At 72.8% G+C, this 24,633-nt stretch carries 24 protein-coding genes; 18 read left to right on the plus strand and 6 right to left on the minus strand.

What is annotated here, in order from left to right; genetic code table 11:
• Positions 1 to 11: 11 nt before the first annotated feature.
• Positions 12 to 737: a dienelactone hydrolase family protein gene (locus ACIQ87_RS06170; RefSeq protein ID WP_402402262.1), complete on the plus strand. Its 726-nt coding sequence runs from the start codon at positions 12 to 14 to the stop codon at positions 735 to 737.
• A 44-nt stretch (positions 738 to 781) separates the two neighbouring features.
• Here the strand turns inward: ACIQ87_RS06170 and ACIQ87_RS06175 are convergent, their stop codons facing one another.
• The 3 genes from ACIQ87_RS06175 to ACIQ87_RS06185 form a co-directional block, all read right to left on the minus strand.
• Positions 782 to 2,266, minus strand: a complete 1,485-nt coding sequence (locus tag ACIQ87_RS06175; protein WP_402402265.1) for a glycoside hydrolase — start codon at positions 2,264 to 2,266, stop codon at positions 782 to 784.
• A 164-nt stretch (positions 2,267 to 2,430) separates the two neighbouring features.
• Positions 2,431 to 3,669: a GNAT family N-acetyltransferase gene (locus ACIQ87_RS06180; protein WP_402402268.1), complete on the minus strand. Its 1,239-nt coding sequence runs from the start codon at positions 3,667 to 3,669 to the stop codon at positions 2,431 to 2,433.
• A 123-nt stretch (positions 3,670 to 3,792) separates the two neighbouring features.
• Positions 3,793 to 4,095, minus strand: a complete 303-nt coding sequence (locus ACIQ87_RS06185; protein WP_402402271.1) for a hypothetical protein — start codon at positions 4,093 to 4,095, stop codon at positions 3,793 to 3,795.
• A 325-nt stretch (positions 4,096 to 4,420) separates the two neighbouring features.
• Between ACIQ87_RS06185 and ACIQ87_RS06190 the strand changes: the two genes are divergently transcribed.
• From ACIQ87_RS06190 to ACIQ87_RS06200, 3 genes are all read left to right on the plus strand, one after another.
• A complete protein-coding gene (locus ACIQ87_RS06190) occupies positions 4,421 to 5,785 on the plus strand; it encodes a TolB family protein (protein ID WP_402402274.1) in 1,365 nt (454 codons plus the stop codon).
• A gap of 202 nt (positions 5,786 to 5,987) precedes the next feature.
• Positions 5,988 to 6,965: a sphingomyelin phosphodiesterase gene (gene sph, locus ACIQ87_RS06195; RefSeq protein WP_402402277.1), complete on the plus strand. Its 978-nt coding sequence runs from the start codon at positions 5,988 to 5,990 to the stop codon at positions 6,963 to 6,965.
• A 154-nt stretch (positions 6,966 to 7,119) separates the two neighbouring features.
• Positions 7,120 to 7,956, plus strand: coding sequence for a thioesterase family protein (locus ACIQ87_RS06200; protein ID WP_402402280.1), 837 nt, complete (start codon positions 7,120 to 7,122; stop codon positions 7,954 to 7,956).
• 60 nt (positions 7,957 to 8,016) lie between these two features.
• Here ACIQ87_RS06200 and ACIQ87_RS06205 read toward each other — a convergent pair whose 3' ends face one another.
• Together ACIQ87_RS06205 and ACIQ87_RS06210 are read right to left on the minus strand one after the other, a co-directional pair.
• Positions 8,017 to 9,342, minus strand: coding sequence for a radical SAM protein (locus ACIQ87_RS06205; RefSeq protein WP_402402283.1), 1,326 nt, complete (start codon positions 9,340 to 9,342; stop codon positions 8,017 to 8,019).
• 177 nt (positions 9,343 to 9,519) lie between these two features.
• Positions 9,520 to 9,684: a hypothetical protein gene (locus tag ACIQ87_RS06210; RefSeq protein ID WP_402402286.1), complete on the minus strand. Its 165-nt coding sequence runs from the start codon at positions 9,682 to 9,684 to the stop codon at positions 9,520 to 9,522.
• A gap of 508 nt (positions 9,685 to 10,192) precedes the next feature.
• Between ACIQ87_RS06210 and ACIQ87_RS06215 the strand changes: the two genes are divergently transcribed.
• Both ACIQ87_RS06215 and ACIQ87_RS06220 read left to right on the plus strand, forming a co-directional pair.
• On the plus strand, positions 10,193 to 11,491 hold the full coding sequence (locus tag ACIQ87_RS06215) for a family 2 encapsulin nanocompartment cargo protein terpene cyclase (RefSeq protein ID WP_402402289.1): 1,299 nt from the start codon (positions 10,193 to 10,195) through the stop codon (positions 11,489 to 11,491).
• Positions 11,492 to 11,578: 87 nt separating this feature from the next.
• Complete coding sequence (locus ACIQ87_RS06220; protein ID WP_402402292.1) at positions 11,579 to 12,457, plus strand: geranyl diphosphate 2-C-methyltransferase; 879 nt, start codon at positions 11,579 to 11,581, stop codon at positions 12,455 to 12,457.
• 109 nt (positions 12,458 to 12,566) lie between these two features.
• Here ACIQ87_RS06220 and ACIQ87_RS06225 read toward each other — a convergent pair whose 3' ends face one another.
• The gene (locus ACIQ87_RS06225; protein ID WP_402402294.1) at positions 12,567 to 13,211 is read right to left on the minus strand and encodes a dihydrofolate reductase family protein; all 645 of its coding nucleotides are present in this window, start codon (positions 13,209 to 13,211) and stop codon (positions 12,567 to 12,569) included.
• 293 nt (positions 13,212 to 13,504) lie between these two features.
• On the opposite strand from ACIQ87_RS06225, the gene ACIQ87_RS06230 reads away from it, so the two are divergent.
• From ACIQ87_RS06230 to ACIQ87_RS06285, 12 genes are all read left to right on the plus strand, one after another.
• Positions 13,505 to 14,575 (plus strand): phosphatidylinositol-specific phospholipase C domain-containing protein, encoded by a 1,071-nt coding sequence (locus tag ACIQ87_RS06230; RefSeq protein ID WP_402402297.1) that lies wholly within the window; start codon positions 13,505 to 13,507, stop codon positions 14,573 to 14,575.
• Between the two features lie 133 nt (positions 14,576 to 14,708).
• Positions 14,709 to 15,101: a ribonuclease domain-containing protein gene (locus ACIQ87_RS06235; protein WP_402402300.1), complete on the plus strand. Its 393-nt coding sequence runs from the start codon at positions 14,709 to 14,711 to the stop codon at positions 15,099 to 15,101.
• A gap of 127 nt (positions 15,102 to 15,228) precedes the next feature.
• Positions 15,229 to 15,579: a 5-carboxymethyl-2-hydroxymuconate Delta-isomerase gene (locus ACIQ87_RS06240; protein WP_402402302.1), complete on the plus strand. Its 351-nt coding sequence runs from the start codon at positions 15,229 to 15,231 to the stop codon at positions 15,577 to 15,579.
• An 88-nt stretch (positions 15,580 to 15,667) separates the two neighbouring features.
• Positions 15,668 to 16,192, plus strand: a complete 525-nt coding sequence (locus ACIQ87_RS06245; protein WP_402402305.1) for a hypothetical protein — start codon at positions 15,668 to 15,670, stop codon at positions 16,190 to 16,192.
• 68 nt (positions 16,193 to 16,260) lie between these two features.
• Positions 16,261 to 16,782, plus strand: coding sequence for a hypothetical protein (locus tag ACIQ87_RS06250; RefSeq protein ID WP_402402308.1), 522 nt, complete (start codon positions 16,261 to 16,263; stop codon positions 16,780 to 16,782).
• Positions 16,782 to 17,933, plus strand: coding sequence for an MAB_1171c family putative transporter (locus ACIQ87_RS06255; protein WP_402402311.1), 1,152 nt, complete (start codon positions 16,782 to 16,784; stop codon positions 17,931 to 17,933). Before ACIQ87_RS06250 ends, ACIQ87_RS06255 begins: the two co-directional genes overlap by 1 nt.
• Before the next feature lie 325 nt (positions 17,934 to 18,258).
• The gene (locus ACIQ87_RS06260) at positions 18,259 to 18,489 is read left to right on the plus strand and encodes a hypothetical protein (RefSeq protein ID WP_402402314.1); all 231 of its coding nucleotides are present in this window, start codon (positions 18,259 to 18,261) and stop codon (positions 18,487 to 18,489) included.
• 5 nt (positions 18,490 to 18,494) lie between these two features.
• Positions 18,495 to 18,773, plus strand: coding sequence for a hypothetical protein (locus tag ACIQ87_RS06265; protein WP_402402317.1), 279 nt, complete (start codon positions 18,495 to 18,497; stop codon positions 18,771 to 18,773).
• A 108-nt stretch (positions 18,774 to 18,881) separates the two neighbouring features.
• A complete protein-coding gene (locus ACIQ87_RS06270) occupies positions 18,882 to 19,817 on the plus strand; it encodes a hypothetical protein (protein WP_402402320.1) in 936 nt (311 codons plus the stop codon).
• 52 nt (positions 19,818 to 19,869) lie between these two features.
• A complete protein-coding gene (locus tag ACIQ87_RS06275; RefSeq protein WP_402402323.1) occupies positions 19,870 to 21,240 on the plus strand; it encodes an FG-GAP repeat domain-containing protein in 1,371 nt (456 codons plus the stop codon).
• A gap of 56 nt (positions 21,241 to 21,296) precedes the next feature.
• Complete coding sequence (locus tag ACIQ87_RS06280) at positions 21,297 to 23,342, plus strand: glycoside hydrolase domain-containing protein (RefSeq protein ID WP_402402326.1); 2,046 nt, start codon at positions 21,297 to 21,299, stop codon at positions 23,340 to 23,342.
• A 257-nt stretch (positions 23,343 to 23,599) separates the two neighbouring features.
• Positions 23,600 to 24,586 carry a LuxR C-terminal-related transcriptional regulator gene (locus ACIQ87_RS06285; protein WP_402402329.1) on the plus strand — a complete coding sequence of 329 codons (987 nt, stop codon included), beginning with the start codon at positions 23,600 to 23,602 and terminating at the stop codon, positions 24,584 to 24,586.
• The last annotated feature ends 47 nt before the right edge of the window (positions 24,587 to 24,633 follow it).

Here is a 24,633-nt window from a genome sequence, read left to right on the forward strand (position 1 = left end):
GGTCCTGTCCCATGACGATGGTCACGACCCGCACGGTCGCATACCCCGCCGACGGACTGACGATGATCGGGCACCTCGCACTGCCCGGCGGCGCCGGCCGCCGGCCCGCGGTGCTGATCGGCCCCGAGGGGCCGGGCCTGAACGACTTCCAGCGCCGCCGGGCCGACGCCCTCGCCGAACTGGGGTACGTGGCCCTGGCCTTCGACCTCCACGGCGGGCGCTGGTTCGACGACCCGCAGGAGATGCTGGCCCGGGTGCTGCCGCTGCTCGACGACCCCGACCGGATGCGGGACATCGGCGGTGCGGCCCTCGACGTGCTGCGCGCCGAACCCCGGACCGACCCCGACCGGATCGCCGCCGTCGGCTACGGCACCGGCGGCGCCATCGCCCTGGAACTCGGGCGGGCCGGCGTCGACCTGCGGGCGATCGGGACGGTCAACGGACTCGTCACGGGCCGGCCGGGCGAGGCGGCCCGCATCCGGTGTCCGGTCTGGGCCGGGGTCGGCTCCGAGGACCCGATCATGCCCGCCGGGCGGCGGGACGCCTTCGCCGCCGAGATGCAGGCCGCGGGCGTCGACTGGCGCCTCGTGGTCTACGGCGGCGCCGAGCACGCCTTCCACCACCCGTCGGTCGAGCACACCGTCCTGCCCGGGGTCCGCCACCACCCGCTGCACGCCGAGCGGGCCTGGCGCGACGTCCTCGCCCTGCTCGCCGAGTGCCTGCCCGTGGCGGACTGAGCGCGGGCCCCGGCTCCCACCCCGGGAGCCCGGGGCCCGGCCCGCTACAGGTACACGTCGGAGACCTCGAAGGTCTGCACGGTACGGGCGTTGAAGTAGGACCAGAACCGGTTGCCGCGCACCCGGGTGTCCGCGTAGTACTGGTAGCGCTCGCCGCCGGCGCCCGTCCCGGTGGCCCAGCGGTCGATCACGGCGTCGTCCTTCCCGGGCTGGGTGAACCTGGACAGGTCGAAGTCGATCCACTGTCCTTCCCCGTGGTTCACGGCGACGACGACCAGCTTGTGGTTCACGCTGTCGTAGGCCGCGACCGCGTCGGGGTGGCCGGCGTCGATGATCCGCATCCCCGGTCGGATGTGCCGCATGTACTGGGCGAGCACGAAGTACTTGGCGTTGACCGCGCCGAGCACCCCGTTGGTGAGGGTGATGGCCCCGTAGTTCTCCCAGTCGAGGATCTGCCAGATGACCCACGCCGTGGGGTGCAGCCAGCGCAGGTCGAAGTTGAGGTTCCGGGCCAGCTGCAGACCACTGGTGTCGCCGTCGCCGTACTCGGACATCCAGATGTTCTTGCCGTCCGCGGCCACGGCCTTGTGGAGCGCGTCGCGGTCGCCGTCGAAGTCGTAGCCGTGGACGTTCACCCGGCCCACGGCCGCGCGGGTGGCGGCGTCGAAGTCGGAGTTGTCCTTCCAGTTGTACAGGGCGCTGCCGACGCCCCAGTCGTCGAGGCCCGCCACCATCATCCAGTGCAGGTCCCGGGCGTCCAGCTGGGTGCGGGTCTGCCGGATGATCTCGGCCAGCTGGGCCCGGTCGTAGTGGCAGCCCTCCTGCGCGCCGTCATTCGGCCCGAACCCGCCCCACTTGGCCCCTGGCTCGTTGACCGGCTGGACGGAGGTGAAGTCGATGCCCCAGTGGTCGTGGGCGTAGCGGGCCACCGTCGCCAGGTAGGCCGCGTGCCGGCCGAAGTTCCCGTCGGCCAGGTTGCAGGTGTACGGGTCCGCGGCCCCGCGCGGGTCGTCGTTCTTGAGCATCCACCACATCGGCGAGTTGCTGAAGAGTTCGAACCGGTCGGCGCCCCGGTCCCTGGCCAGCCACATCATGTCGCGCTGATGGGCGTCGGCGTTCCAGTTCCAGCTCGCCGACCGCGGGTCCGCCGAGTACCAGTCGAGCTGGTAGCCCTCGATCTGCTTGAAGCCGTCGAGCGTCGGCGCGGGCTGCATCGTCCTGCCGCCGATGCTGTTCGTCCCCGAGCCCCCGGCGTTGTACCGGACCACGTTCATCCCCAGGCCGGGCAGCGTCTGTCCGTTGAACCGGACGGACTTCCGGCTGAACAGCACGTCCGCCAGGTCCTCCCGGGGGCCCAGCTGGTTCGCCCACCAGGCCAGCGAGGTCCCCCAGCCCTCCCACGTCCCCCAGTCGACCGAGGGGTTCACCGTGGTGGAGAAGTCCGCCCGGGCCGGCCCGGCGGCGGAGAGGGCCGCCATCGCACCGACCGGAAGTCCCACCAACCCGCGCAGAACCGTACGACGTTCCATCAGACCCCCTGTGAGTTCGCACGCCCGGAGCGGGGCGGGCACGAACGGAAGTGTGCACGAGCCGTGAACGGTGGGCCAGTATGACGTCGATCACTCGCGCCGGGCTCCGACAGGAGGTCGACCGGAACTCCCGGCGCCACGGGTCACGCGTCACGCGTCACGGGTCACGGCAGGTTGTACGTCAGCAGGTCGGAGGTCAGCGGCGGGAACAGCGCCCGGTACGGCTCGGCCTCCCCGCGCACGTACACGTCCGGCCGGACGCGGCTCAACCCCTCGATCCCGTACGGCCCGAAGAGCAGCGCCGCCAGCTGGTCCGGCGCCACGGCCACGCCGCCGTCCGCGCCCGGGTGCTGCAGCGTGCCACCCGTGACCACCTCGCCCGACTCCTGCGCGCCGACGGGGATCCGGTAGTGCGCGCGGTAGGTGGAGAGCAGCAGGTCCCGGCCGCAGTGGTCCAGGCCGGCGCCGGCGAGGCGCTCCCGGAACAGCGGGCGCAGCCGGTCGAGCAGCACGGCCGGGTCGGGGATGCGGACGTAGTACTGCTCCGCCTCGGGGCGCGGCGTGTGGTCCAGCAGCTCGTGCCAGACGGCGGCGGGCAGGGTGCCGGGCCGGTGCACCACGTGGAGCCGCGCCTCCGGCGCCAAAGCGGCCACGCCGGCGAGCAGTTCGCGCGCCGCCCGCTCGTCCGCGGCGGCCGCCTCGGCGAGGTGGAACTCGCCGTCCTTCACCGGGGTGGTGCGCCCCACGGCCACCACCTCGCCGGCGCGTTCGACCACCCGGAGGGTGCTCGCGTCGTGCGCCAGCAGCCAGCGCCAGCGGGCGGGGGAGTGGCCCATCGCGAGGTCGAAGCCGCGCTGCGCCCGCTCCTGGAGAGCGGCCAGCGCGGGCAGGTCCGCGGCCCGGGCGGTGCGCAGCGCGGGCGTGCCCTCGGTGGGCGGGGTGCCGCGCACCGGCCGCGAGACCGGGATGTCGATCGCGTACTCGTAGCCGAACAGCCGGTAGAAGTAGGGGATTCCGATCACCACCTGGACCACGTGCCCGCGGGCCGCGGAGCGGGCGTGCGCCCACTGCAGCAGCGCCCGGACCAGGCCGCGGCCCTCGAACTCCGCATCGGTGGCGACGAGTTCGAGCTGCCCGGCGGGCAGCCGGACGCCGCCGAGGCGCAGCTCCTCGTCGAGCAGGGTGGCCGTGGAGACCACCCGGTCGCCGTCGACCACCACCGCGCAGGCCGACCAGCCCGCGTCCGGGTCCTCGACCACCAGGCGGTGGTCGAGCGCGTCGTGCGGGGCGCCGCGCTCGGCGAGCAGCGCGCCGATCTGCTCCAGATCGGCCGGCCCGGACTCGCGCAGGACCAGGCCGCCGGGCAGCGGGACGGGCAGGACGGGAAGTTCGTCGACGGTCATTCCCGGACCTTCGCACCGGCGGCCGACCCTGTCCACGGATTTTTGCCGCTCCGGCATGGTCGGCGCGGCAACCGCGGCAACCGCGGCAACCGCGGCAACCGCGGCAACCGCGGGGCCTGCGGGCTACACGGTGCTCGCGATCCAGCCGATGGTCTCGAAGGTGTGCGGCCCGTCGGACAACGCCCTGCCCCTGCCGACGAGTTCGTTGAACCGGATCTTGAAGCCGGTGGTGGTGACGTCGGCGATCCGCAGCCCCGGGGTGTCGGGGCCGTTGAACGTCTGGACGAACGGCACCACGATCACCGCCGCGTTGTCGGGGAAGGGCGTGGGAAAGGTGACCTGGGTGAAGGTCGTCGTGGCTCCGCCGGTCAACTCCGAGGCGTTGGTGGAGTTCAGCTCCAGCTTGCCGGTCTGGATCATGCTCATCGCTGCTGCCTTCCGCTCGATGGTACGGGCGCCGCCTCTCCGCGAGGCAGCCATGGGTGAGATGCCCGTATTGGTCCATGTTTAGCGCGGATGCCACCGGTTCGGGGCTCCCGTGACGGGTGGGGTCGGACGACGTGGGGTCGGTGAGGCCGACCGGGCCGAGCGGTTCCCCGGCCGGTCTGTGCGCACGGTGCGGGCCTGTTGTGTGGGGGAGTTGGCGAAATCGTGCCCATGCCGGGACGGTCGGGTTGACCGCGGCCCCGACCCGGCGGTTGGCTCGGCCGCAGTGACGGGGAGCGGACGGGGGCCAAGGGGAGGGGAACCCATGAAGAGGACGGTACGGGCGGCCTGGGCACTGGCAGCCGCGCTGCTGGCGGGCACCGGCGTACCGGCGGCGCACGCCCGGCCCGCGCCCGCGTCCGCACCCGCGTCCACGCCCGCGCTCGCGGCTACCGGCGGCGACACGGTGCGGGTGAACGTGAGCCCCGACGGCGCGCCCGCCGACGACTGGTCCGAGCCGCTCGGTCTGAGCGCCGACGGCCGGTACGCCCTGTTCACCTCGCTGGCCTCGAACCTGGTGCCCAGCGACACCAACCGCCTCTACGACGTCTTCGTCCGCGACCTGTGGACGCACCGGACGGAGCGGGTCAGCCTCGCCGACGACGGCGCCCAGCTGGACGGCTCCAGCAGCCAGGCGGCGATCAGCGCCGACGGCCGGTACGTCGCCTTCAGCAGCGACGCCGCCAACGCCGTCCCCGGGCAGGACAGCGGGCGCACCGACGTCTACGTCCGCGACCGCGGCACCGGCCGCACCGAACTGCTCACCGCCGGCACCGGCGTCGGGAACTCCGTCAGCCCCGCGATCAGCGCCGACGGCCGCTTCGTCGCCTACTCCTCGGACCGCGCCGACCTCGCCCTCGGCACCGGGGCGGGCACCGCCAACATCTACCTGACCGACCGCCGGACCGGCACCACCCGGCTGGTCACCGCCGGGCAGGGCGGGGCCCCCGCCGACGGCGGCTCGGTGGAGCCCTCGCTCAGCGCCGACGGCCGGACCGTCGCCTTCCGCTCGAAGGCGGCCAACCTCCTGGCCCCGGCCGCGACGGCCCCCGCGGTGAATGCCGCGGCCGCGACGGCCCCCGCTATAACGGCCCCCGCCACGACGGCCCCCGCCCCGACCGCCCTGAAGCCGCCGCCCACCCGTCAGCTCTTCCCGCTCTACGTCTACGACGCCGCCACCGGCCGGATCGAGGGCGCGAGCATCGACCCGAGCGGCACCCTGCGCGACGCCGCCCGCCAGGGGCGGCTGAGCCCCGACGGCAGGTTCGCGCTGTTCCGGGTGTTCCAGCCGGACCAGGGCGGCGGCTCCCGGGTCGCGCTCTACGCCCGCGACCTGCGGACGGGCACGGTGACGGAGGTGGCCCCCGCCGGCACCCAGCCCGCCGTCATGACGGCGGACGACCGCTGGGTCCACTTCGCCTCGGACGACGCCGGGCTGGTGCCCGGCGACACCAACGGCGCCACGGACGTCTTCCGGCGGGACCTGTGGACCGGCCGGGTGGAGCGGGTCGCCGAGGCCGTCGGCCCGTCCTTCGCGCCCGCCGTGGACGCGCTCGGCACCACCCTGCTGTACGGCGCCCTGGACGGCACCCGCGCCGACGTCCTGGTGCGCCACCCGCTGCCCTTCTGACCGCCCGTCCGACCGCCCGCCGCACCCGCCTTCCGCGGGGTGCGGCGGGTGGCGGCCCCGGTCGTCGGGAGTTCGCCGAGGGAGTTACCAGCGAGTTCACCAATTGCTCGCCGGATGTCTTGCGGGCCGTGTCGGCAGCCGAGTTGGATACACAACATCCCTCGACCCGACGGGTCCACGACAACGCCCTCACGGAGGTCCCATGCCCCTGTCGTCCGTCCGCCGCGCCCTCGCCGCCGGCGCCGCCGCCACCGTCCTGGCCGTGCTCGGCGCCGTCCCGGCCTCGGCCGAGACCGCCCCGGCGACCGCGCCCCCGCTCGACGTGCTGACCTACAACACGTTCCTGATGAGCACCTCGCTCTACCCCAACTGGGGCCAGCAGTACCGGGCGCAGGCCATCGCCTCGGCGGACTTCTTCCAGGGCCACGACGTGGTCGTGCTGGAGGAGGCCTTCGACAACGCGGCCTCCGACGCGCTGACCGCCAAGGCCTCGGCGGCCTACCCGTACCACACGCCGGTGGTCGGCCGCTCCACCAGCGGCTGGGACGCCACCTCCGGCAGCTACAGCTCCACCAACCCCGAGGACGGCGGCGTCACCCTGCTCAGCAAGTGGCCGATCCTGCGCAAGGAGCAGTACGTCTACAAGGACGCCTGCGGCTCGGACTGGTTCTCCAACAAGGGCTTCGTCTACGCGGTGCTGGACGTCAACGGCCGCCGCACCCACGTGGTCGGCACCCACCTCCAGTCCACCGACTCGGGCTGCGCGAGCGGCCAGGCGGCGGACATCCGGGCCAGGCAGCTCACCGCGATGCGCTCCTTCCTGGACGCCAAGCGGATCCCGGCGGACGAGCCGGTCCTGGTCGCGGGCGACCTCAACATCGACTCGCACGGCGCCGAGTACCAGGCGCTGCTGGCCAACGGCAACCTCGCCCCGGCCTCCGCCCGCACCGGCTGGCCGTACTCCTTCGACACCGTCGACAACTCCGTCGCCGCCTACCGCTACCCGGGCGAGCCCAAGGAGGACCTCGACTACGTCCTCTACCGGGCCGACCACGCCCGCCCGCAGCAGTACACCAACGAGGTGGTCCGGGTGCACAGCGCGCCCTGGACGGTCAGCAGTTGGGGCAAGAGCTACACCTACACGGACCTCTCCGACCACTACCCGCTCGCCGCGCACTGACGGTCCGGATCCCCCCGGGGGTGTGGGATGCGTCACCCGTGACGCCACGCAGGCGGTTCGGCCCCCTACGATCCTGAACGCCGAGTTCGGCCGCCGTCGTACCACGGCGGCGGCCGAACCGGCAGCCAGCGATCCGGCCAGAGGAGAAGCGCACGTGACCACCCCCACCGCCGCGCCCGACAGCTACTACCAGCGCACCGGCGAGCGCAGCTACAAGCCCACGCTGCAGGCGCAGGGCGCCTGGCACGCGGACGAGCAGCACTTCAGTCCGCTCGGCGGCCTGATCGTGCACGCCATCGACCGCCACCGGGCCGACCGCCACGGGGCCGGGCAGGAGCGGGCCGACCGCCCCGCCGACGGCCTGGCACTGGCCAGGATCAGCTACGACATACTCGGCCTGATCGCCCTCGAGGAGTTCGAGATCACGGTGGAGACCGTTCGCCCCGGTCGCACCATCGAGCTGGTCGAGGCCACCGTGGTGATCGGCGGGCGGGCCGTCGTCCGGGCCCGCGCCTGGTTCCTCGCCGAGCTGGACACCTCCGCCGTCGCCGGCACCCACGACCAGCCGCTGCCCGGGCCCGAGGAGTTCGAGCCCTGGGCGATGGCCGGGCTGTGGGGCGGCGGCTACATCGCCTCGATCGACGTCCGCCGCCGGGAGACCGCCCCCGGCCGCGCCTCCGCCTGGATCTCCAGCCCGGTCGAGCTGGTCGCGGGGGAGCCCAGCGGCCCGCACGCCTCCTTCGTCATGAAGGTGGACACCGCCAACGGCATCGCCGTGCGGCAGGACCCGACCGAGTGGATGTTCCCCAACACCGACCTGACGATCCACTTCCACCGCCGCCCCGAGGGCCGCTGGACCGGACTGGACACCAGCGTCAGCTTCGGCCCGTCCGGGCACGGCGTCACCAGCACCGTGCTGCACGACGTCCGCGGGCCGCTGGGCCGGGCCGAGCAGATCCTCACCGTCCGCCCGATGCCGTCCGCCGGCTGAAGGTGAGCCGACGGACCCGGTGGCGCCGGCCCGCCCGGGCCGGCGCCACCGGGTCGTACCTCAGCCGGTCAGCGAGTCCATGAAGGAGCTCACCGAGAAGACCGCATTGCCCGGGCCGGCCGGGCCGTAACCGGGCGGGGAGGAGAGTCCGAACTCCTCCAGGGTCGCCCGGTAGGTCTGCAGCAGCCGGATGTGGTACTCCAGCGGCGCGCCCTGCGGGTTGGCCTTGCCGAGCGGGGTGGTGGGCTCGGGGCACCAGGTGGTGAAGCGCGGCACCACGCCGTGGGACATGAAGAAGCGCAGGCCCTCCTCGGTGGAGGCGATCGCCTCGTCCACCGTGGTGAAGCCGAAGGGCTCGGCCATCTCCACGCCCGCGACGAAGTTGGGGATCACGTTCTCCGGGCCGAACACCTCGGTGGAGTCGAGGATCCGGCGGTGCCACTCGTCCCGGCCGACGTAGCGCTCCTTGCCCGGGCAGTAGAGCTCGAACAGCCGCTTGTCCCACACCTCGAAGTTGGGGTGGTAGATCCGCACGCCGTAGTCGTGGAAGCGCTGGACGTCCTCGCGCGGCAGCGCCTGGGCCACCACCTTGCCGATCCAGCGGCCGGGGAAGCGCTCCTCGATGGCCTTGGCGTACTGCCCGTAGAAGTCGGCCTCGTCCCGGCCGCCGACGTGCGAGGTGATCGCCCCGCCGGTGAGGGTGTACGCCTGGGAGGCGCGGGCGGTGTCGTACCGGTCGATCAGCGCCAGTGCCTCCAGCACCTCCTCGACCGGCTTGACCCCGGTGTACGGGCGGCCGGCGGCCTTGTGCTGGCGCCAGTTGTGGTTGATGTCGCAGTACTGGCACTCCTCCTTGGCGCCGAAGTACTGGCAGACCCGGAACACCGTGAGGTAGATCAGGTAGCCCCACTGGATGGTCGGGGCGACCTCCATCACCGACTTCCCGTTGGCCAGGGTGTGCCGGTAGTAGTCCGGCATCGGCGGCAGGCCGACGTCGGCGATCCGGGCGCCGTCCAGGTACAGGCCGAGCGTGCCGTCGTCCCCGGCGCCGACCCGGTACGGCGAGTCCGGGTTCACCCGTACCGAGACCACCGTGCGGCGCAGCCCGTACGGCCCGCCGGTCAGCACGATCTCCTCCGGCGGCCGGTTGAGCGCGGCGGCGCCCAGCTCGGGCAGGGTGCGGTGGTCGAAGGAGAAGATGAAGTACGACTTCGGCTTGACCTCGCCGCCCCCGTCGGCGCCCGCGCTGCCACTGAGCGCGGACTCGTCGAAGGCCATACCGCCGCGCAGCAGGTCCTCCTTGATCACCGCCTCCCGGGGCACGTCGGGATAGCGCTCCATGAGCGCCTCGACGAGTGCGGTGCGACTGCGGGCCTGGCTCTCCATGCGCTGGTCTTCCTTCCTGGCCCCGTGCTCACGGCGCCGAGCCCATTCTGGTCCCCCACACAGGAGCGGTCGTGCACCGGGCCCGGAGATGGCCGACCGGTCCGTGGTGCGGGCCGAGGCCGGGCAGCGCCTCGGCCCGCGGTCCTCACGGCGTACGGGGTTCCCGGGGCGCCGGTGTCAGGCGCTCACGCCGAGCCGGGCGGCGGCGGTGCCGAGCCCGGTGGGGGAGGGCGGCAGCCGATCGGGGGAACGCAGCAGTCGGGCGGGGGAGCGCAGCAGCCGGTGGGGGTTGAGGCGGGCGGGCCACGGCATGGAGAAGTCCGGCATCGAGATCGCCGCCACTGCGCGTTCCTTCCGGGAAGTGCGGAGCTGTGAAGGGGTGGACGCGCAGCCCGTGTGGATGCGCTACCACCACGTGGCAGGCGCCGCCGGTCATTGATTTCGTATTCGAACAGCCCCCGCCGCAACGGGCACAACGCCGAAGGCCGGAGCGGGACACGGCCGGGTTTCACCGGGTTGACGCGAGCGGCGGCGGGGTCGGGCGGCCGGGTCGGGCGAGGGGCGCCAAGGCGTGGGGCGGAGCGATGCACGACTGTGGCGGGTCCAAACGCCGTCAGCAGGAACGTTCACCCTATCGGGTGAGGAAGATCGTCCGTTGCGATGCGGAACGCGCCTTCGCGCCTACGGTGGGGAACCGAGCGAGACGGGGTCCGGCAACCGGCTTTCCCCTTCGCGGCGGGCTAGCTGACGTCCCGTCATATTGTGCGACCCCTTCCAGAGGAGGCTCCATGCCCCTGCGTGCCAGACCGGACACCGCATCCGGGCCCGTCACCGCTCCGGTGGTGGGCCCATGAGCTCGCCGGCGATCGAACGGATCCTGAACGGGCCCAGTGGACTGGGCACCGCCGGGCTGCGGTTCCGGTCGCAGGTCCCGGCGCCCGAGGTCCCGGCGGCCGGGGCGCCGGAGCCCGAGGTCTCGGCTGCGGAGACCGCGGTTCCCGGCACTGCCGCGGCGCCCGAGATCGCGGCGCCCGAGGTCTCACTGCCCGAGACCCCTGGGTTCCAGGTGCCGTCCGCCCACGTCCTGCCCGTCCCGTCCGCCCTCACCGCGACCGCGCGTCCGACCGTCCACGGCCCCGCGGCCACGGCCGCGAGCGGCAAGCCGAAGAGCGGCGACCCGATCCCCGGCCTGTACCACCACCCGATCGCCGAGCCCGACCCGGTCCGGGTGGAGGCGCTCAGCGCGGAGCTCAAGGTCTGGGCGATGGAGGAGGTCGAGCTCTACCCGCCGGAGTGGGAGAAGGACTTCGACGGCTTCTCCACCGGGCGCTACATGGTGGCCTGCCACCCGGACGCGCCGAGCATCGACCACCTGATGCTCGCGGCCCGCCTGATGGTGGCCGAGAACGCGGTGGACGACTACTACTGCGAGGACCTCGGCGGTTCGCCGATCGGCCTGGGCAGCCGCCTGCTGCTCGCGCACACCGCGCTGGACCCGCTGCACACCACGACGGAGTACCACCCGGACTGGGAGGCCTCGCTCTCCTCGGACGCGCCCCGGCGCGCCTACCACTCCGCGATGGAGTACTTCACCCGGGCCGCCACGCCCTCCCAGTCGGACCGGTTCCGGCACGACATGGCGCGGCTGCACCTCGGGTACCTGGCCGAGGCCGCCTGGGACCAGGCGGACCACGTCCCGGAGGTGTGGGAGTACCTGGCCATGCGCCAGTTCAACAACTTCCGCCCCTGCCCGACGATCACCGATACCGTCGGCGGCTACGAGCTGCCGGTCGAGCTGCACGCGCTGCCCGCGATGCAGCGGGTGATCGCACTGGCGGGCAACGCCACCACAATCGTCAACGACCTGTACTCGTACACGAAGGAGCTCGCCAGCCCCGGACTGCACCTCAACCTGCCGGTGGTGATCTCCGAGCGCGAGGGCGTCTCCCGCAAGGAGGGCTACCTGAAGGCGGTCGAGGTCCACAACGAGCTGATGCTGGCCTTCGAGGCCGAGGCGGCGGCCCTCGCCGTGTCCTGCCCCGTGCCCACGCTCGTACGGTTCCTGCGCGGCGTGGCCGCGTGGCTCGACGGCAACCACTACTGGCACCAGACCAACACCTACCGCTACACGCTGCCGGACTTCTGGTGACACCACCCCTTCCGGTGGGCCCACCCCTCACCGGCGGCGCGACTGCCTTGACGGCCGATCCCCTGACCATTCGCTAGGAGCTGACCCATGTCCGTGACCGACGACATCACCACCCCCGGAAACACCATCCCCGGCCCGGCGACCCCGTACCAGGGCGACATCGCACGCTACTGGGACCACGAGGCCCGTCCGGTCAACCTCCGCCTGGGTGACGTCGACGGCCTCTACCACCACCACTACGGCATCGGTGCGATCGACCAGGCCGCGATCGGCGACCCGGCCGACAGCGAGCGCGAGAAGAAGGTGATCGCCGAGCTGCACCGCCTGGAGTCCGCTCAGGCCGACGTGCTGCTGAGCCACCTGGGAGACATCCGCGCCGAGGACACCCTGGTCGACGCCGGCTGCGGCCGCGGCGGTTCGATGGTGATGGCCCACCAGCGCTTCGGCTGCCGGGTCGAGGGCCTGACCCTCTCCACCCAGCAGGCCGACTTCGGCAACAAGCGCGCCGCCGAGCTGGGCATCGGCGAGTTCGTCCGCTCCCGGGTCGCCAACATGCTGAACATGCCGATCGAGACCGGCTCGGTCGCGGGCTCCTGGAACAACGAGTCCAGCATGTACGTCGACCTGGAGGACCTGTTCGCCGAGCACTCCCGGGTGCTGCGCGTCGGCGGCCGGTACGTCACCATCACCGGCTGCTGGAACCCGCGCTACGGCCAGCCGTCGAAGTGGGTCTCGCAGATCAACGCCCACTTCGAGTGCAACATCCACTCCCGCCGCGAGTACCTGCGGGCGATGGCCGACAACCGCCTGGTGCCGCAGGCCGTCATCGACCTGACCCCGGACACCCTGCCCTACTGGGAGCTGCGGAACACCACCTCGCTGGTGACCGGCATCGAGGAGGCGTTCATCGAGTCCTACAAGGACGGCTCCTTCCAGTACGTGCTGATCGCGGCCGACCGGGTCTGACCCGGTAGCGCCGCCGCGGAGGCTGTGATCCGGTAGCGACGCACCACGACGGCGGCGGCCTCCCCGTATCCGCGGGGTGGCCGCCGCCGTCGTTTCGCGCCCGGGCCGGCTACGGGCGGGTGAAGGTCAGGTGGGTGACGCCGCTCGGACTCGCCACCGCCTCGGTGCGGAAGCGCCGCTCCAGCCCCTCGAGTTCGGTCCAGAGCGGCTCGCCCCGGCCGAGCAGCACCGGCACCACGACCACGTGCAGGTGGTCGACCAGATCGGCCTTCAGGAAGGCCCGGACGGTGCTCGGGCCGCCGCCGATCCGCACGTCCAGGCCGCCGGCCGCCTCCCGGGCCCGGCGCAGCGCCTCCTCGGGGGAGGCGTCGAGGAAGTGGAAGACCGTCCCGCCCTCCATCTCCAGCGTGGGGCGCGGGTGGTGGGTGAGCACGAAGACCGGGGTGTGGAACGGCGGGTTCGGCCCCCACCAGCCCCGCCAGTCCTCGTCCTGCCAGGGGCCGCGCTGCGGGCCGAATTTGTTGCGGCCCATGATCTCCGCGCCGATGCCGTCGCCCCAGGTGCGGGCCAGCGCGTCGTCCACGCCGGTGTCGCCGCCGTCCTTGCCCTGCATCCGCCGGAACGCCCGGGTGCGGAAGAACCAGGTGTGCAGCCGGTCGGTGGCGTGGCCGAACGGCGCGTCGAGGCTCTGCCCCTCTCCCGTGCCGTAACCGTCCAGGGAGATCGAGAAGTTGTGGACCCGGACCAGGGACATCGCTTCCTCCGCAGCTGGTGCCGGGGTGACGGACCGGCCGCCCGCACCCCGCTCGCGGGCCACGCTAACCAGGTGTCGCGGATCACTGACGGACCGTCACCGTCCCGTGGGCGTGGCGGGTGCGGCGGGTGGGGAGCGCGTGGAGGAAGGGGAGCGGTGCGGGGGAGAAGCTGTGCATCCGTCACGCTATTGTCGTGCCTTCTTCATCCGGAGCACGCCCCGGCGGGAGATGCTTCGTCAGGCTGCCCGGGAGCAGGGCGGCCGGCATCCCACGACTTGGGGGGACCGTTCCGATGACCGTACGCCGCACCCTGACCGGATTCCTGGCCGCCGGCCTGCTCGCCGCCGCGGCGGCGCTGATCCCGACCGCCCCGGCGGACGCCACCACGGCCGGGTCGGGCGACCTGCCGTTCGGCTCCGCGACCACCGTCGGCATCCACAACACCTACGACCCGGCCGCCTTCCCGTACCTCGCCCAGGGCCTGGACACCGGCACCGGGATGATCGAGCTGGACCTGTGGCCGAACGTCATCACCAAGCAGTGGCAGGTCAGCCACTCCAACCCGTTCGGCAACTCCAACAACTGCACCGCCGCCGGCACCCCCGGGCAGCTCTACACGGGCGGCACCGACCAGAACCTGGAGAGCTGCCTGGACGACGTCCGGGTCTGGCTCGCCGCGCACCCGGGCGCCGGGCCGCTGGTGATCAAGCTGGAGCTCAAGCCCGGCTACTCGGCCAACCTCGGGATGGGCCCCGACCAGCTCGACGCGCTGGTCGCCCAGCACCTCGGCTCCGCCGTGCTGCGCCCGGCCGACCTGCTGGCCAAGCCCGGCGGCGGCTCGTACCCGAGCGTCGACGAGGCGGTGCGGGCGGGCAACTGGCCGAGCCGCTCGGCGCTGGCCGGGAAGGTGCTGCTGTACGCGATCCCGGGCACGGTCGAGCTGGGCAACCCCTTCGACACCCTGCACACCGACGTCGAGCAGGGCCGGCACCTGCGGGACCTCGCGGCGGCCGGCCGGATCGGCCAGGCCCAGGTGTTCCCGTCCGTGCTCGGCGCCGCCACCGGCGACCCGCGCGGCCAGTACACCGGTGGCGACGCGTCGATCCGGCCCTGGTTCGTGGTCTTCGACGGCGACGCCTCGACCTACGTCAGGACCATCGACACCGCCTGGTACGACAACGCCCACTACCTGCTGGTGATGACGGACTCCCACCTGGTCGCCCCGGAGATCAGTGCCACCGACCCGACCGCCGACCAGGCGCGGGCCCGCACCGAGCAGCTGGCGAAGGCGCACGCGAGCATCGTCTCCAGCGACTGGCGCCGGCTCCCGTCGGTGCAGTCGCTGGTGCTCTCCCGCGGCTGAGGCCGGCGCGGCGGCCGGGTCCGGGCCGGGCGGCTGACCGGGTCAGGACACCGGAGGGTACGCCGAGTTGACCGGAGATGAAGAATCGGAACGGGGCTTCCGAAGGCCCGGGACGATCGCCATCCTGATGGTCATGACCCGAACTCTACGCGCGTGGAAGACCCGCGTCGCCGCCACCGCCGCCGTCGCCCTGGTCACCCTCGCGCCGATCGCCGTCGCCACCGAGGCGCACGCCGCGGTGAGCGGCTCGGTGTGCCTCTCCGCGCTGCCCCCGCAGGCCCACACCACCCTCGACCTGATCGCCTCCGGGGGTCCCTTCCCGTACAGCCAGGACGGCGTCGTCTTCCAGAACCGGGAGCGCGTGCTGCCCGCGCAGACGTCCGGCTACTACCACGAGTACACCGTGGTCACCCCGGGCTCCCCGACCCGCGGCGCCCGCCGCATCGTCACCGGCAAGCAGTACCACGAGGACTACTACACCGCCGACCACTACGTGACCTTCCGCAAGGTGAACTTCGGCTGCTGACCCGGCCTCCCTCCACCGCTTGGCACCCGGGCCCCGGCGCCGCACCCCGCGCCGGGGCCCCGGGGTGTGTCCGATAGCGTCGTCGGCGTCCGGCGACGGTGTCCGGCGACGACTCCTGGAGGTTCCCGTGCCGCAGATCCTGGTCGACCACTCGGCCGGACTCGACTTCGACCGGGCGGCGCTGGCCGCCGAGTTCCACCAGGCGATCACCGAGGTGATCGACACCACGGTGGCGGACTGCAAGACCCTCTTCCGCCCCGCCGGCGGGCACCACGTCGGCGACGGCACGAGCGGCGAGGCCGCGGTGCTGGTCGAGGTGAAGATCCTGGCCGGCCGCAGCACCGAACAGCGCGCCGAACTGACCGCCCGGGTGCTCGCCGCCCTGCGCGCCCGGATCGCCGAGCCCGCCGCCATCGGCGTCCAGGTCACCGAACTCGACCGGGACACCTACCGGTTCCTCCACCACCCCGGCATCTGAGGGCCCCGGGACCCGGGAGCCCCGGACCGGGCCCGCTACCACCCGGCGGGTGCCGGCGGTATCGTGGCGGGTTCGAGGAGAGGGACAGATGGTGAGGGCTGCAGCAACGGGCGGGCCGCAGGACCCGGTCGACCGCGCCGCGGCGATCGCCCGCCGACTGGAGCGGTTGATGGCCCGGGAGGCAGCCAGATCGGGCGGGCGCCCCCCGGCGTACCGGGAGATCGCCGACCGGATCAACCGCATGGCGGGCCGGGACGTCATCTCGCGCGACACCGTCCGCAACCTGCACCTCGGCCTGAACCAGAAGGGCCAGGCCTCCAACCCCACCGTGGACACGCTGGACTGGCTGGGCCGGGGCTTCGGCATCAGCGCGGGCGCCGGCTACTTCCTGGACGACGCCAAGGCCTCCCTGGTCGACGAGCAGCTCGACCAGCTGGAGCGGATCGGCGAACTGCGGCGGGCCCTCGGCAACGACGGCGTGGTCAGCCTGGTCCAACGCGCCTCCGCGCTCTCGGACGGCAGCCTGCGGGTGCTGCTCGCCCTGGCCGACAACCTCCGACAGGTCGAGGAGCGCGCCGCGGGAGCGGACCCGGGCCCGAACGCCGGGGACTGAGCGGCACCCCCATACGCCCGGTCCGTCCGCCCGGTCCGTCCCCTCCCTGATGAGGAACACCCTGCCCCATGGCGTTTCCCCGCGGCCTGCGCCGCCGCTGCGAGCAGCGGCTCTCCGGGCTGAGCCTGCCCGACCCGTTCACCGTCGAGGGCTTCCGCGCACTGCTGGAGCGGGAGCGGGGGCGGCCCATCGTCCTGGAACCGCTGCCCGCGCTCGGCCCCGACCTGCCCTGCGGGCTGTGGATCGCGCTGCCCAGCGTGGACGTCGTCTACTACGAGCCGCGCACCAGCCCGGCCCACCGGGACCTGATCAAGCTGCACGAGCTCGGCCACGTCCTGTGCGGCCACACCGGCACCTTCGAACTCTCCCGGTTGTCCGCCCTGTTGCCCGATCTGACGCCCGAGCTGATCGCCGGGCTGCTCGGAGCGGGCCGGACCGGCTACCACACCGCCGAGGAGCAGGAGGCGGAGATGATCGCCCTGCTGCTGGCCGACCTGGTCGGCACGGACGACGGCCCGAGCCAGGCCTCCGGCCGGCTGGCCGCGAGCCTGCTGCACCCCGTACGCCCGCCCCGCTGGAGGAAGTCCTGATGCGCCCGCTGTTCACCTGGCTGATGCCCGCACTGGCCTGGGCCGTCGTACTCTGGCGGACGCCCACGGCCTTCGCCGGCCGGGCCAACCGGGCGCTCTGGGGCGGCTTCGTCTCGATCGCGCTTGGCGTCAGCGTCAGGCCGGAGGTCGTGGAGAGCGGGCTGGCGCAGCTGACCCACGTCCGGGACGTGACGCTGCTGCTCAAGCATCTCGCCGGAGTCGGCGCCGCCTACTTCCTGCTGGAGTACGTCCAGGCCGTCCGCCGGCCTCCGGAAGGACGGGGCGCCGCCCGGGGGCGGCTGCTGTTCACCTGCGCCGCCGCCCTCGCCCTCACCCTGCTGTTCTTCCTTGTCCTCCCGCACGACTACGACGGCGCCTTCGGCATCGACGCCCACTACGGGAACCCGGGGGTGGCGGCGTACCTCGGGGTGTACAACCTCGTCTTCGCGGTGGCCACCGCGCGGGGCGCCGCGCTCTTCTGGTCCAACCGCGCGAGCGTCCCACGCGGGGCGGTGCGGCTCGGGGTCACCCTCCTGGCGGCGGCGAGCGCCACCGGCCTGTCCTACACGCTCTACCGGGTCTACTTCGTGCTGAGCAGCGGGGACGCGACCGAGCTGGACGCGGACGGGAAGCCGGTGCCGCTCACCGACACGGTCTGCGAGCTGCTGCCCGCCCTGATGATCGTCCTGTTCGTGCTCGGCGTGACCGTCCCGCCCCTGGGCACCCTGGTCGGCTACGTACGGGACCAGTACGCCCTGTGGCGGCTGTACCCGCTCTGGGCGGACGTCATCGGGGCCGTCCCGCAGGTGGTGCTCGGCACCCCGGGCAGCCGGCTCCGGGACCTGCTGACCCCGGGGGACCGCTCGGTCGACCTCGCCCACCGGGCGTTCGCCATCCGGGACGCCGTCCTGGTGCTGCGGGAGGACACGCCGACCGGTGGAGGAGCGGTGCTGCTCGACGCGAGCGAGGACCCGGCCCGGGTCGAGGCCCGCTGGCTGCGCACGGCCGTCCTGCACCGGGCCCGCGACCTGCCCGCTCCGGCGCCCCCCGCCGTCCTCGCCGGTGCCGCCACCGGCGGCCGCACCCCGCGCGAGGAGGTCGCCTGGATGCTCACCGTCGCCGCCGCCTACCGGAGCCTCGGCGACGACTGAGAACCGCCGGGGTGGGCGGGGCCCGACGCCCGGTCAGGAGTCGGGCCCCCGGCGGTGCCACCGGGAGTCCCCTCCTGTGTCTCCCGGTCGACGGCCGCCGAATCGGGGTTCGACGCCCCCGGCCGTGACGATCATAATCGCCACCGTGATCACTGGCACCAAGTGGCCCGACCCATTGGTGACAGCCCGTACCCGTTCCCGGGGGACGTCGGAACCAGCAGGATTGTGGTCAGCGGGGAGAACAGACGGGAAGCCAACTCCCGGACCCCGCAGACCGCAGGGGCCGCATCGGCCCGCCCCACCGTTCCTGTCCCGGGAGACATCCATGTTCCGCGCCGCTCTGCTGCTGTCCGCCGGTGCCGCCGCCGTCCTGCTGCCGCTCGTCTGCGCCCCGGCCGCCGTCGCGGACGGCACTCCCGTCGCGGCCGGGGCCTCCGTCATGGCCGGGGCCCCGGGCACGGCCGACGGTGGCGCGCCCTCGGAGGTCATCGGCTGGGACGCGCCCCCGAACGTCATCGGCTGGGACGGGCCGTCGAGCGTGATCGGCTGGGACTGAACTCCGTGCGGATCGTGCTCGCCCTGCTGGAGGTCTCGGGGGTCGGCCCTCCGGCCGGATCGCCCGAACCCGCCGGCCCGGTCGTCGAGGACCTGATCTGGGCTCACACCAGACCCTGCGAGGGGCTCGAACACCTCACCGTCCGGCTCACCGCCGAGGGGATGGAGCTCTACTTCTTCGTCCGCTCCGACTCCGAGGCGGCCGCGTTCGCCACGGTGCGGGCGCTGCTGGAGCGGGTGCGCGAACCGCTCTCCCGGCACGGCCTCGCCCTGATCCACCACTGATCCACCACTGATCCCCGCTCCGGGACCGGATCGTCCCGTGCCCGACCGGCCGTCACCATCCATGTTTTGACGTGCTCACGCCACTAGCTTGCCCAGGAGGAGCCCGCCGTGGCCACCACGAAGTCGAATCTCGTCCGCGCCGCCGTCGCGCTCTGTGCCGTCACCGCAGGCGGCCTCGCCTGGGCCGGCCTCGACACCGGCACCCGGGCCTCGGCGGTGCCGCCCGCCCGGACCGAGGTCAGCGCCCCGGCCGCGTCGCCGACACCCTCGCCGCCCTCGCCGCCCTCCCCGGCCGCCGAGGCCGGGGCTCCCACCGAGGCGGCGTCCGAGACGCCGTCAGGACCGGGCAGCCCGGCGGCGCCGGCCCAGCCCTCCGCGGGGGCGACCCCGGCCGCGCCGCCTGCCCCCGCGCCCGGCACGGCCGCGCCCGCCCCCAAGGGCGGGGAGCAGGCGCCGGCGGCCCTGCTCGCTCCGCTGCCGCCCGACCGACTGCCCGCCAATGCGGCCGCCTCGTGGAAGCCGATCGCGCCGCCGAACACCCAGGCCGTCACCCATGACGTCCGCCTCAACGAGTGCGCCACCGTCAAGGGCGCCACGACCTGGCAGCAGCAGGGCTACGTCAGCACCTTCAGGACCCCCGCCATCCAGGACACCTTCAGCTACCGCGACGCCGCGGCGGCCGAGCAGGCGTACGCGGACCTCCGCGCCGCGATGGACGCCTGCCGGGACACCTCCCGCGCTCTGCAGCGGGAGGCGAAGCTGCCGCAGGACGCCGAGGTCACCACCACGGCGACCACCGACGAGGGCACGGCCTACGCCCGGCAGTGGACCGCGGTCGCCGGGCAGTCCGCCCCCGGCCCGCAGACCGGCCACGTCTACCTCGTGCACCGCGGAAACGTTGTGGCCGTCGTCCAGTTCGCCGTCCCCGCCGACGGCCCCGGTGCCTCGGGCGCCGGCGCGCCGACCGAGGCCGAGGACCGCAGCACCCTGACCGGCCTGGCCGACCGGCTGGGCACCGCGTCGGCGGCTGCGCAGCAGCACTGACAGCACGTCACCGGGCGTCATCGCGACGCCGACACCGAGAAGGAGAATCCTCATGTCCCGCTCGTCCCGCACCTCCCGCACCGCAACCCGTTCGCTGGCGGCCCTCGTCGCGGTCAGCGCCTGCGCCACCGTGTTCACGGCCGCGGCGCCGGTCCAGGCGGCGTCCAGCGCCGGCGGCACCATCACCCGCAGCGAGGTCCTGGCCCGCGCCCAGAGCTGGGTCGACCAGCACGTCCCGTACAACCAGGGCGGCTGGTGGACCGACAGCAACGGGACCTACCGCGAGGACTGCTCGGGGTACATCTCGATGGCCTGGCACCTGACCAGCAGCCTGGTCACCCAGACCCTGCCCAACGTGTCCACGAAGGTCCCGTTCTCCGACCTGAAGCCGGGTGACGCGCTCGACTACACCGCCGAGCACACCTTCCTGTTCGCCGGCTGGACCAACAAGGCCAACGGCGACTTCACGTACTACGCCGAGAGCAACCCCAACAACCCCACCCACGGCCCGACCCGCGCCAACATCAACAGCAGCAGCGTCGAGGGCTGGCCCACCAGCTACTACGTCGGCCTGCGCTACAAGAACATCGTCGACGACGCGGTGCCGGAGCCGCCCAAGCTCCGCCTCGACTTCAACGGCGACGGCAAGGCCGACATCGCGGGGAAGCTGTCGGACGGCAACCTGCTGCTGTGGACGGGCAACGGCAACGGGACGCTGAACACCGCGAGCGGGTACAGCATGTGGCCGGGCAACGGCTTCGGCCAGGTGAGCGAGATGGTGGCGGCGGACTTCAACGGTGACGGCAAGACGGACATCGCGGGGAAGCTGTCGGACGGCAACCTGCTGCTGTGGCTGGGCAACGGCAACGGCACGCTGAACACCGCGAGCGGGTACAGCATGTGGCCGGACAACGGCTTCAAGGGCGTCAGCAGCCTGGTCGCGGGCGACTTCAACGGTGACGGCAAGGCCGACATCGCGGGGAAGCTGTCGGACGGCAACCTGCTGCTGTGGACCGGTAACGGCAACGGGACGCTGAACACTGCGAGCGGGTACAGCATGTGGCCGGGCAACGGCTTCGGCCAGGTCGGCGAGATGGTGGCGGCGGACTTCAACGGTGACGGCAGGACGGACATCGCGGGCAAGCTGTCGGACGGCAACCTGCTGCTGTGGCTGGGCAACGGCAACGGCACGCTGGACACCAAGAGCGGGTACAGCATGTGGCCGGACAACGGCTTCAAGGCCGTCGACAACCTCGTCGCCGACGACTTCAACGGTGACGGCAAGGCCGACATCGCCGGGAAGCTGTCGGACGGCAACCTGCTGCTGTGGACGGGCAACGGCAACGGGACGCTGAACACCGCGAGCGGGTACAGCATGTGGCCGGGCAACGGCTTCAAGGCCGTCGACCCCCTCATCGGCTGACGCGGCACCACGAACCGCTGACCGAACCCCCTCCCACACCCGACAAGGTGATTCCCATGCGTGTCCGTCGCGCCCTGCTCGCCTCAGCAAGCTCCCTCGCCCTCTGCGCCGTCGCCGCGGGAGCGGCCGTCGCCGCCCCGACCCCGACCGCCCCCTTCGACACCCGGGCGGTGACCTACCTGGGCCACCGGTTCACCGTGCCCGCCGACTGGCAGGTGGTCGACCTCGCCACCGACCCCACCGCCTGCGTCCGCCTCGACCGGCACGCGATCTACCTCGGTACCCCCGGCGAGGGCATGAACTGCCCGTCAGGCCTGATCGGCCGCACGGAGACGCTGCGCGTGCGGCCGGCCGACGCCGACTCCGCGCCCGGCGTCACCGCCGACCCGATGAGCCACGAGTTCACCGCCACCGCGGGCGGCCTCCGGGTCACCGCCACGTACGGGGACGACGAGGCGCTGGTCCGCTCCGTCGTCGCCGACGCGGGAATTCCGTCCACGGCGGCGCCCGCCGCGGCCGCGAAGAAGCCGTCCGCCGAGGCCCCGTCCGCCGAGGCCCCGTCCACCGGGGTGCAGGCCCTCACCACCACGGTCGCCCTCCCCGCCGGCAGCACCGATTTCACCGGCAACGGCTTCGACGCCTGCACCGCCCCTTCGTCCGCGCTGATGCGGGCCTGGAAGAGTGCCTCGCCGTACGGAGCCGTCGGCATCTACATCGGCGGCGCCGAGCGGACCTGCGCCCAGGACAACCTCACCGCGGACTGGGTTCGCCAACAGGCCGGCGACGGCTGGCGGTTCCTGCCGATCTACGCGGGTGTCCAGGCCCCGCGGATCACCAACCCCGCGAGCCAGGGCGCGGCCGCCGCCGACGACGCCGTCGCCAAGGCCCAGGCGCTCGGCTTCGGCCAGGGCAGCCTGCTCCACTACGACATGGAGAGCTACGCCTCCCAGTACAGCCCGGCGGTCCTGGCCTTCGTCTCGGCCTGGACCAGCCGGCTGCACGAGCGCGGCTACAAGTCCTCGGTCTACAGCTCCTCCTCCAGCGGCATCGCCGACATCGTCCGGAACCGGGACAACGGCTACACCATCCCGGACGTGCTCTACTACGCGAACTGGAACGGGAAGGCGGACACCGCCGACCCGTACGTCCCGGGCGACCTGTGGGTCAACCACTCCCGCGTCCACCAGTACAGCGGGGACGTGACGGAGAGCTGGGGCGGCTACACCCTGAACATCGACCGGGACTACCTCGACCTGGCCGTCTCCGGATCCGCCCCGAACCCGCAGCCCACGGCCGACCCGGCCCGGGTCGACTTCAACGGCGACGGCCGGCGCGACATCGCGGGGAAGCTGTCGGACGGCAACCTGCTGCTGTGGACGGGCAACGGGAACGGCACGCTGGACACCAAGAGCGGGTACAGCATGTGGCCGGACAACGGCTTCGGCCAGGTCGGCGAGATGGTGGCGGCGGACTTCAACGGTGACGGCAGGACGGACGTCGCCGGCAAGTTGTCGGACGGCAACCTGCTGCTGTGGCTGGGCAACGGGAACGGCACGCTGGACACCAAGAGCGGGTACAGCATGTGGCCGGACAACGGTTTCAAGGACGTGTCCGATCTGGTGGCGGGTGACTTCAACGGTGACGGCAAGGCCGACATCGCGGGCAAGCTGTCGGACGGCAACCTGCTGCTGTGGACCGGTAACGGCAACGGCACGCTGAACACCGCGAGCGGGTACAGCATGTGGCCCGGCAACGGTTTCAAGGACGTGTCCGGCCTGCTCGCGGCGGACTTCAACGGTGACGGCAGGACGGACATCGCGGGGAAGTTGTCGGACGGCAACCTGCTGCTGTGGACCGGTAACGGCAACGGGACGCTGAACACCGCGAGCGGGTACAGCATGTGGCCCGGCAACGGTTTCAAGGACGTGTCCGATCTGGTGGCGGGTGACTTCAACGGTGACGGCAAGGCCGACATCGCCGGGAAGCTGTCGGACGGCAACCTGCTGCTGTGGTCGGGCAACGGCAACGGCACGCTCGACACCACGACCGGCTACAGCATGTGGCCCGACAACGGCTTCCGGCAGGTCAGCGACCTGCTCTGAGATCGGGCGCACGACCCGAGGCGAAGCCGGGAGAACACGGGAAAGGCGCCGGGAACGGCTCCGAGAACCGGCTCCGAGAACCGGGCCCCACCGCGACGCGGTGGGGCCCGGTCGGCGTTCACCCGCGGGCCGGCGGCGGGGCGGGGCGTGCCCATGGGTGGAATCGGTTGGTGCCAGGTGAAGGAATGGGGAATGGCGATTATGATCGTCATCGGTGGGGGATCGCCGACGCCGACTGTGGAGCTGGGGGATGCGAAGTGCTGGAAGCGTTCGGGCTGGACACCTGCACGGAGAAGGTCTACCGGGAGATGCTGGAAGGGGCCTCCAGTCGTCTCACCGATCTCGCGGAACAGGTCGGCGTCACCGAGTCGCAGCTCCGGGACGCCCTCGACCGACTGGTCGAACTCGGCCTGCTGGCGCCGTCCAGGGAGGCGGTCGGCGGGCTCCGGGCCGTCAGCCCCGAGGCGGGCCTGGCCCACCTGCTCCACCGCGAGGAGGAGGAACTGGCCCGGCGGCACCACGCCCTGGCGGCCGGTAAGGCGGCCGCGGCCAGGGCGGTCGCCGAGTACTCGGCGCTGCGCCCCGACACCGACCGGGACGGCAACGAACGCCTCGTCGGCCTCGACGCCATCCAGGGCCGGCTCGAGATCCTCACCCGCCGGCTCCACACCGAGTGCCTGTCGATCATCCCGGGCGGAGCCCAGTCCGAGGAGAGCCTGGCGGCCTCGCGGGTGCTCGACGAGCAGGCCCTGCGGCGGAACGTGCGGATGTGCGCCGTCTACCAGGACAGCGTCCGCAACGACCCGGCCACGCTCGCCTACGCCCAGTGGACCACCGAGCGCGGCGGCGAGGTCAGGACCAGCCCGATCCTGCCCGCCAGGGTGCTGATCTTCGACCGTGTCACGGCCCTCGTCCCGATCGATCCGGACAACTCCCGGCTGGGCGCGCTCTGCACCAGTTCGCCGGGGATGGTGGCCACCCTGGTCGCGCTCTTCGACCAGACCTGGGAGACGGCCGTTCCCCTGGGCGCCGCGCGCGAGCGGGCACCGGAGGACGGCATCGCCCCGGGGGACAAGGAACTGCTGCGGCTGCTGGCCTCCGGGATGACGGACGAGGCCGCGGGCAAGCGCCTCGGGGTGTCGATGCGCACGGTGCGGCGGCAGATGGCCGGGCTGATGGAACGCCTGGAGGCGACCAGCCGGTTCGAGGCCGGGCTGAAGGCGGCCCGACGCGGCTGGCTGTGAGCCCCTTCGTGAGCGCGAAATCGGCGGCGGCGCCGGGCCCGTGAGCC

Origin of the sequence: Kitasatospora sp. NPDC096204 (assembly GCF_044763205.1) — a bacterium.
In the GTDB taxonomy this organism is placed as follows: domain Bacteria; phylum Actinomycetota; class Actinomycetes; order Streptomycetales; family Streptomycetaceae; genus Kitasatospora.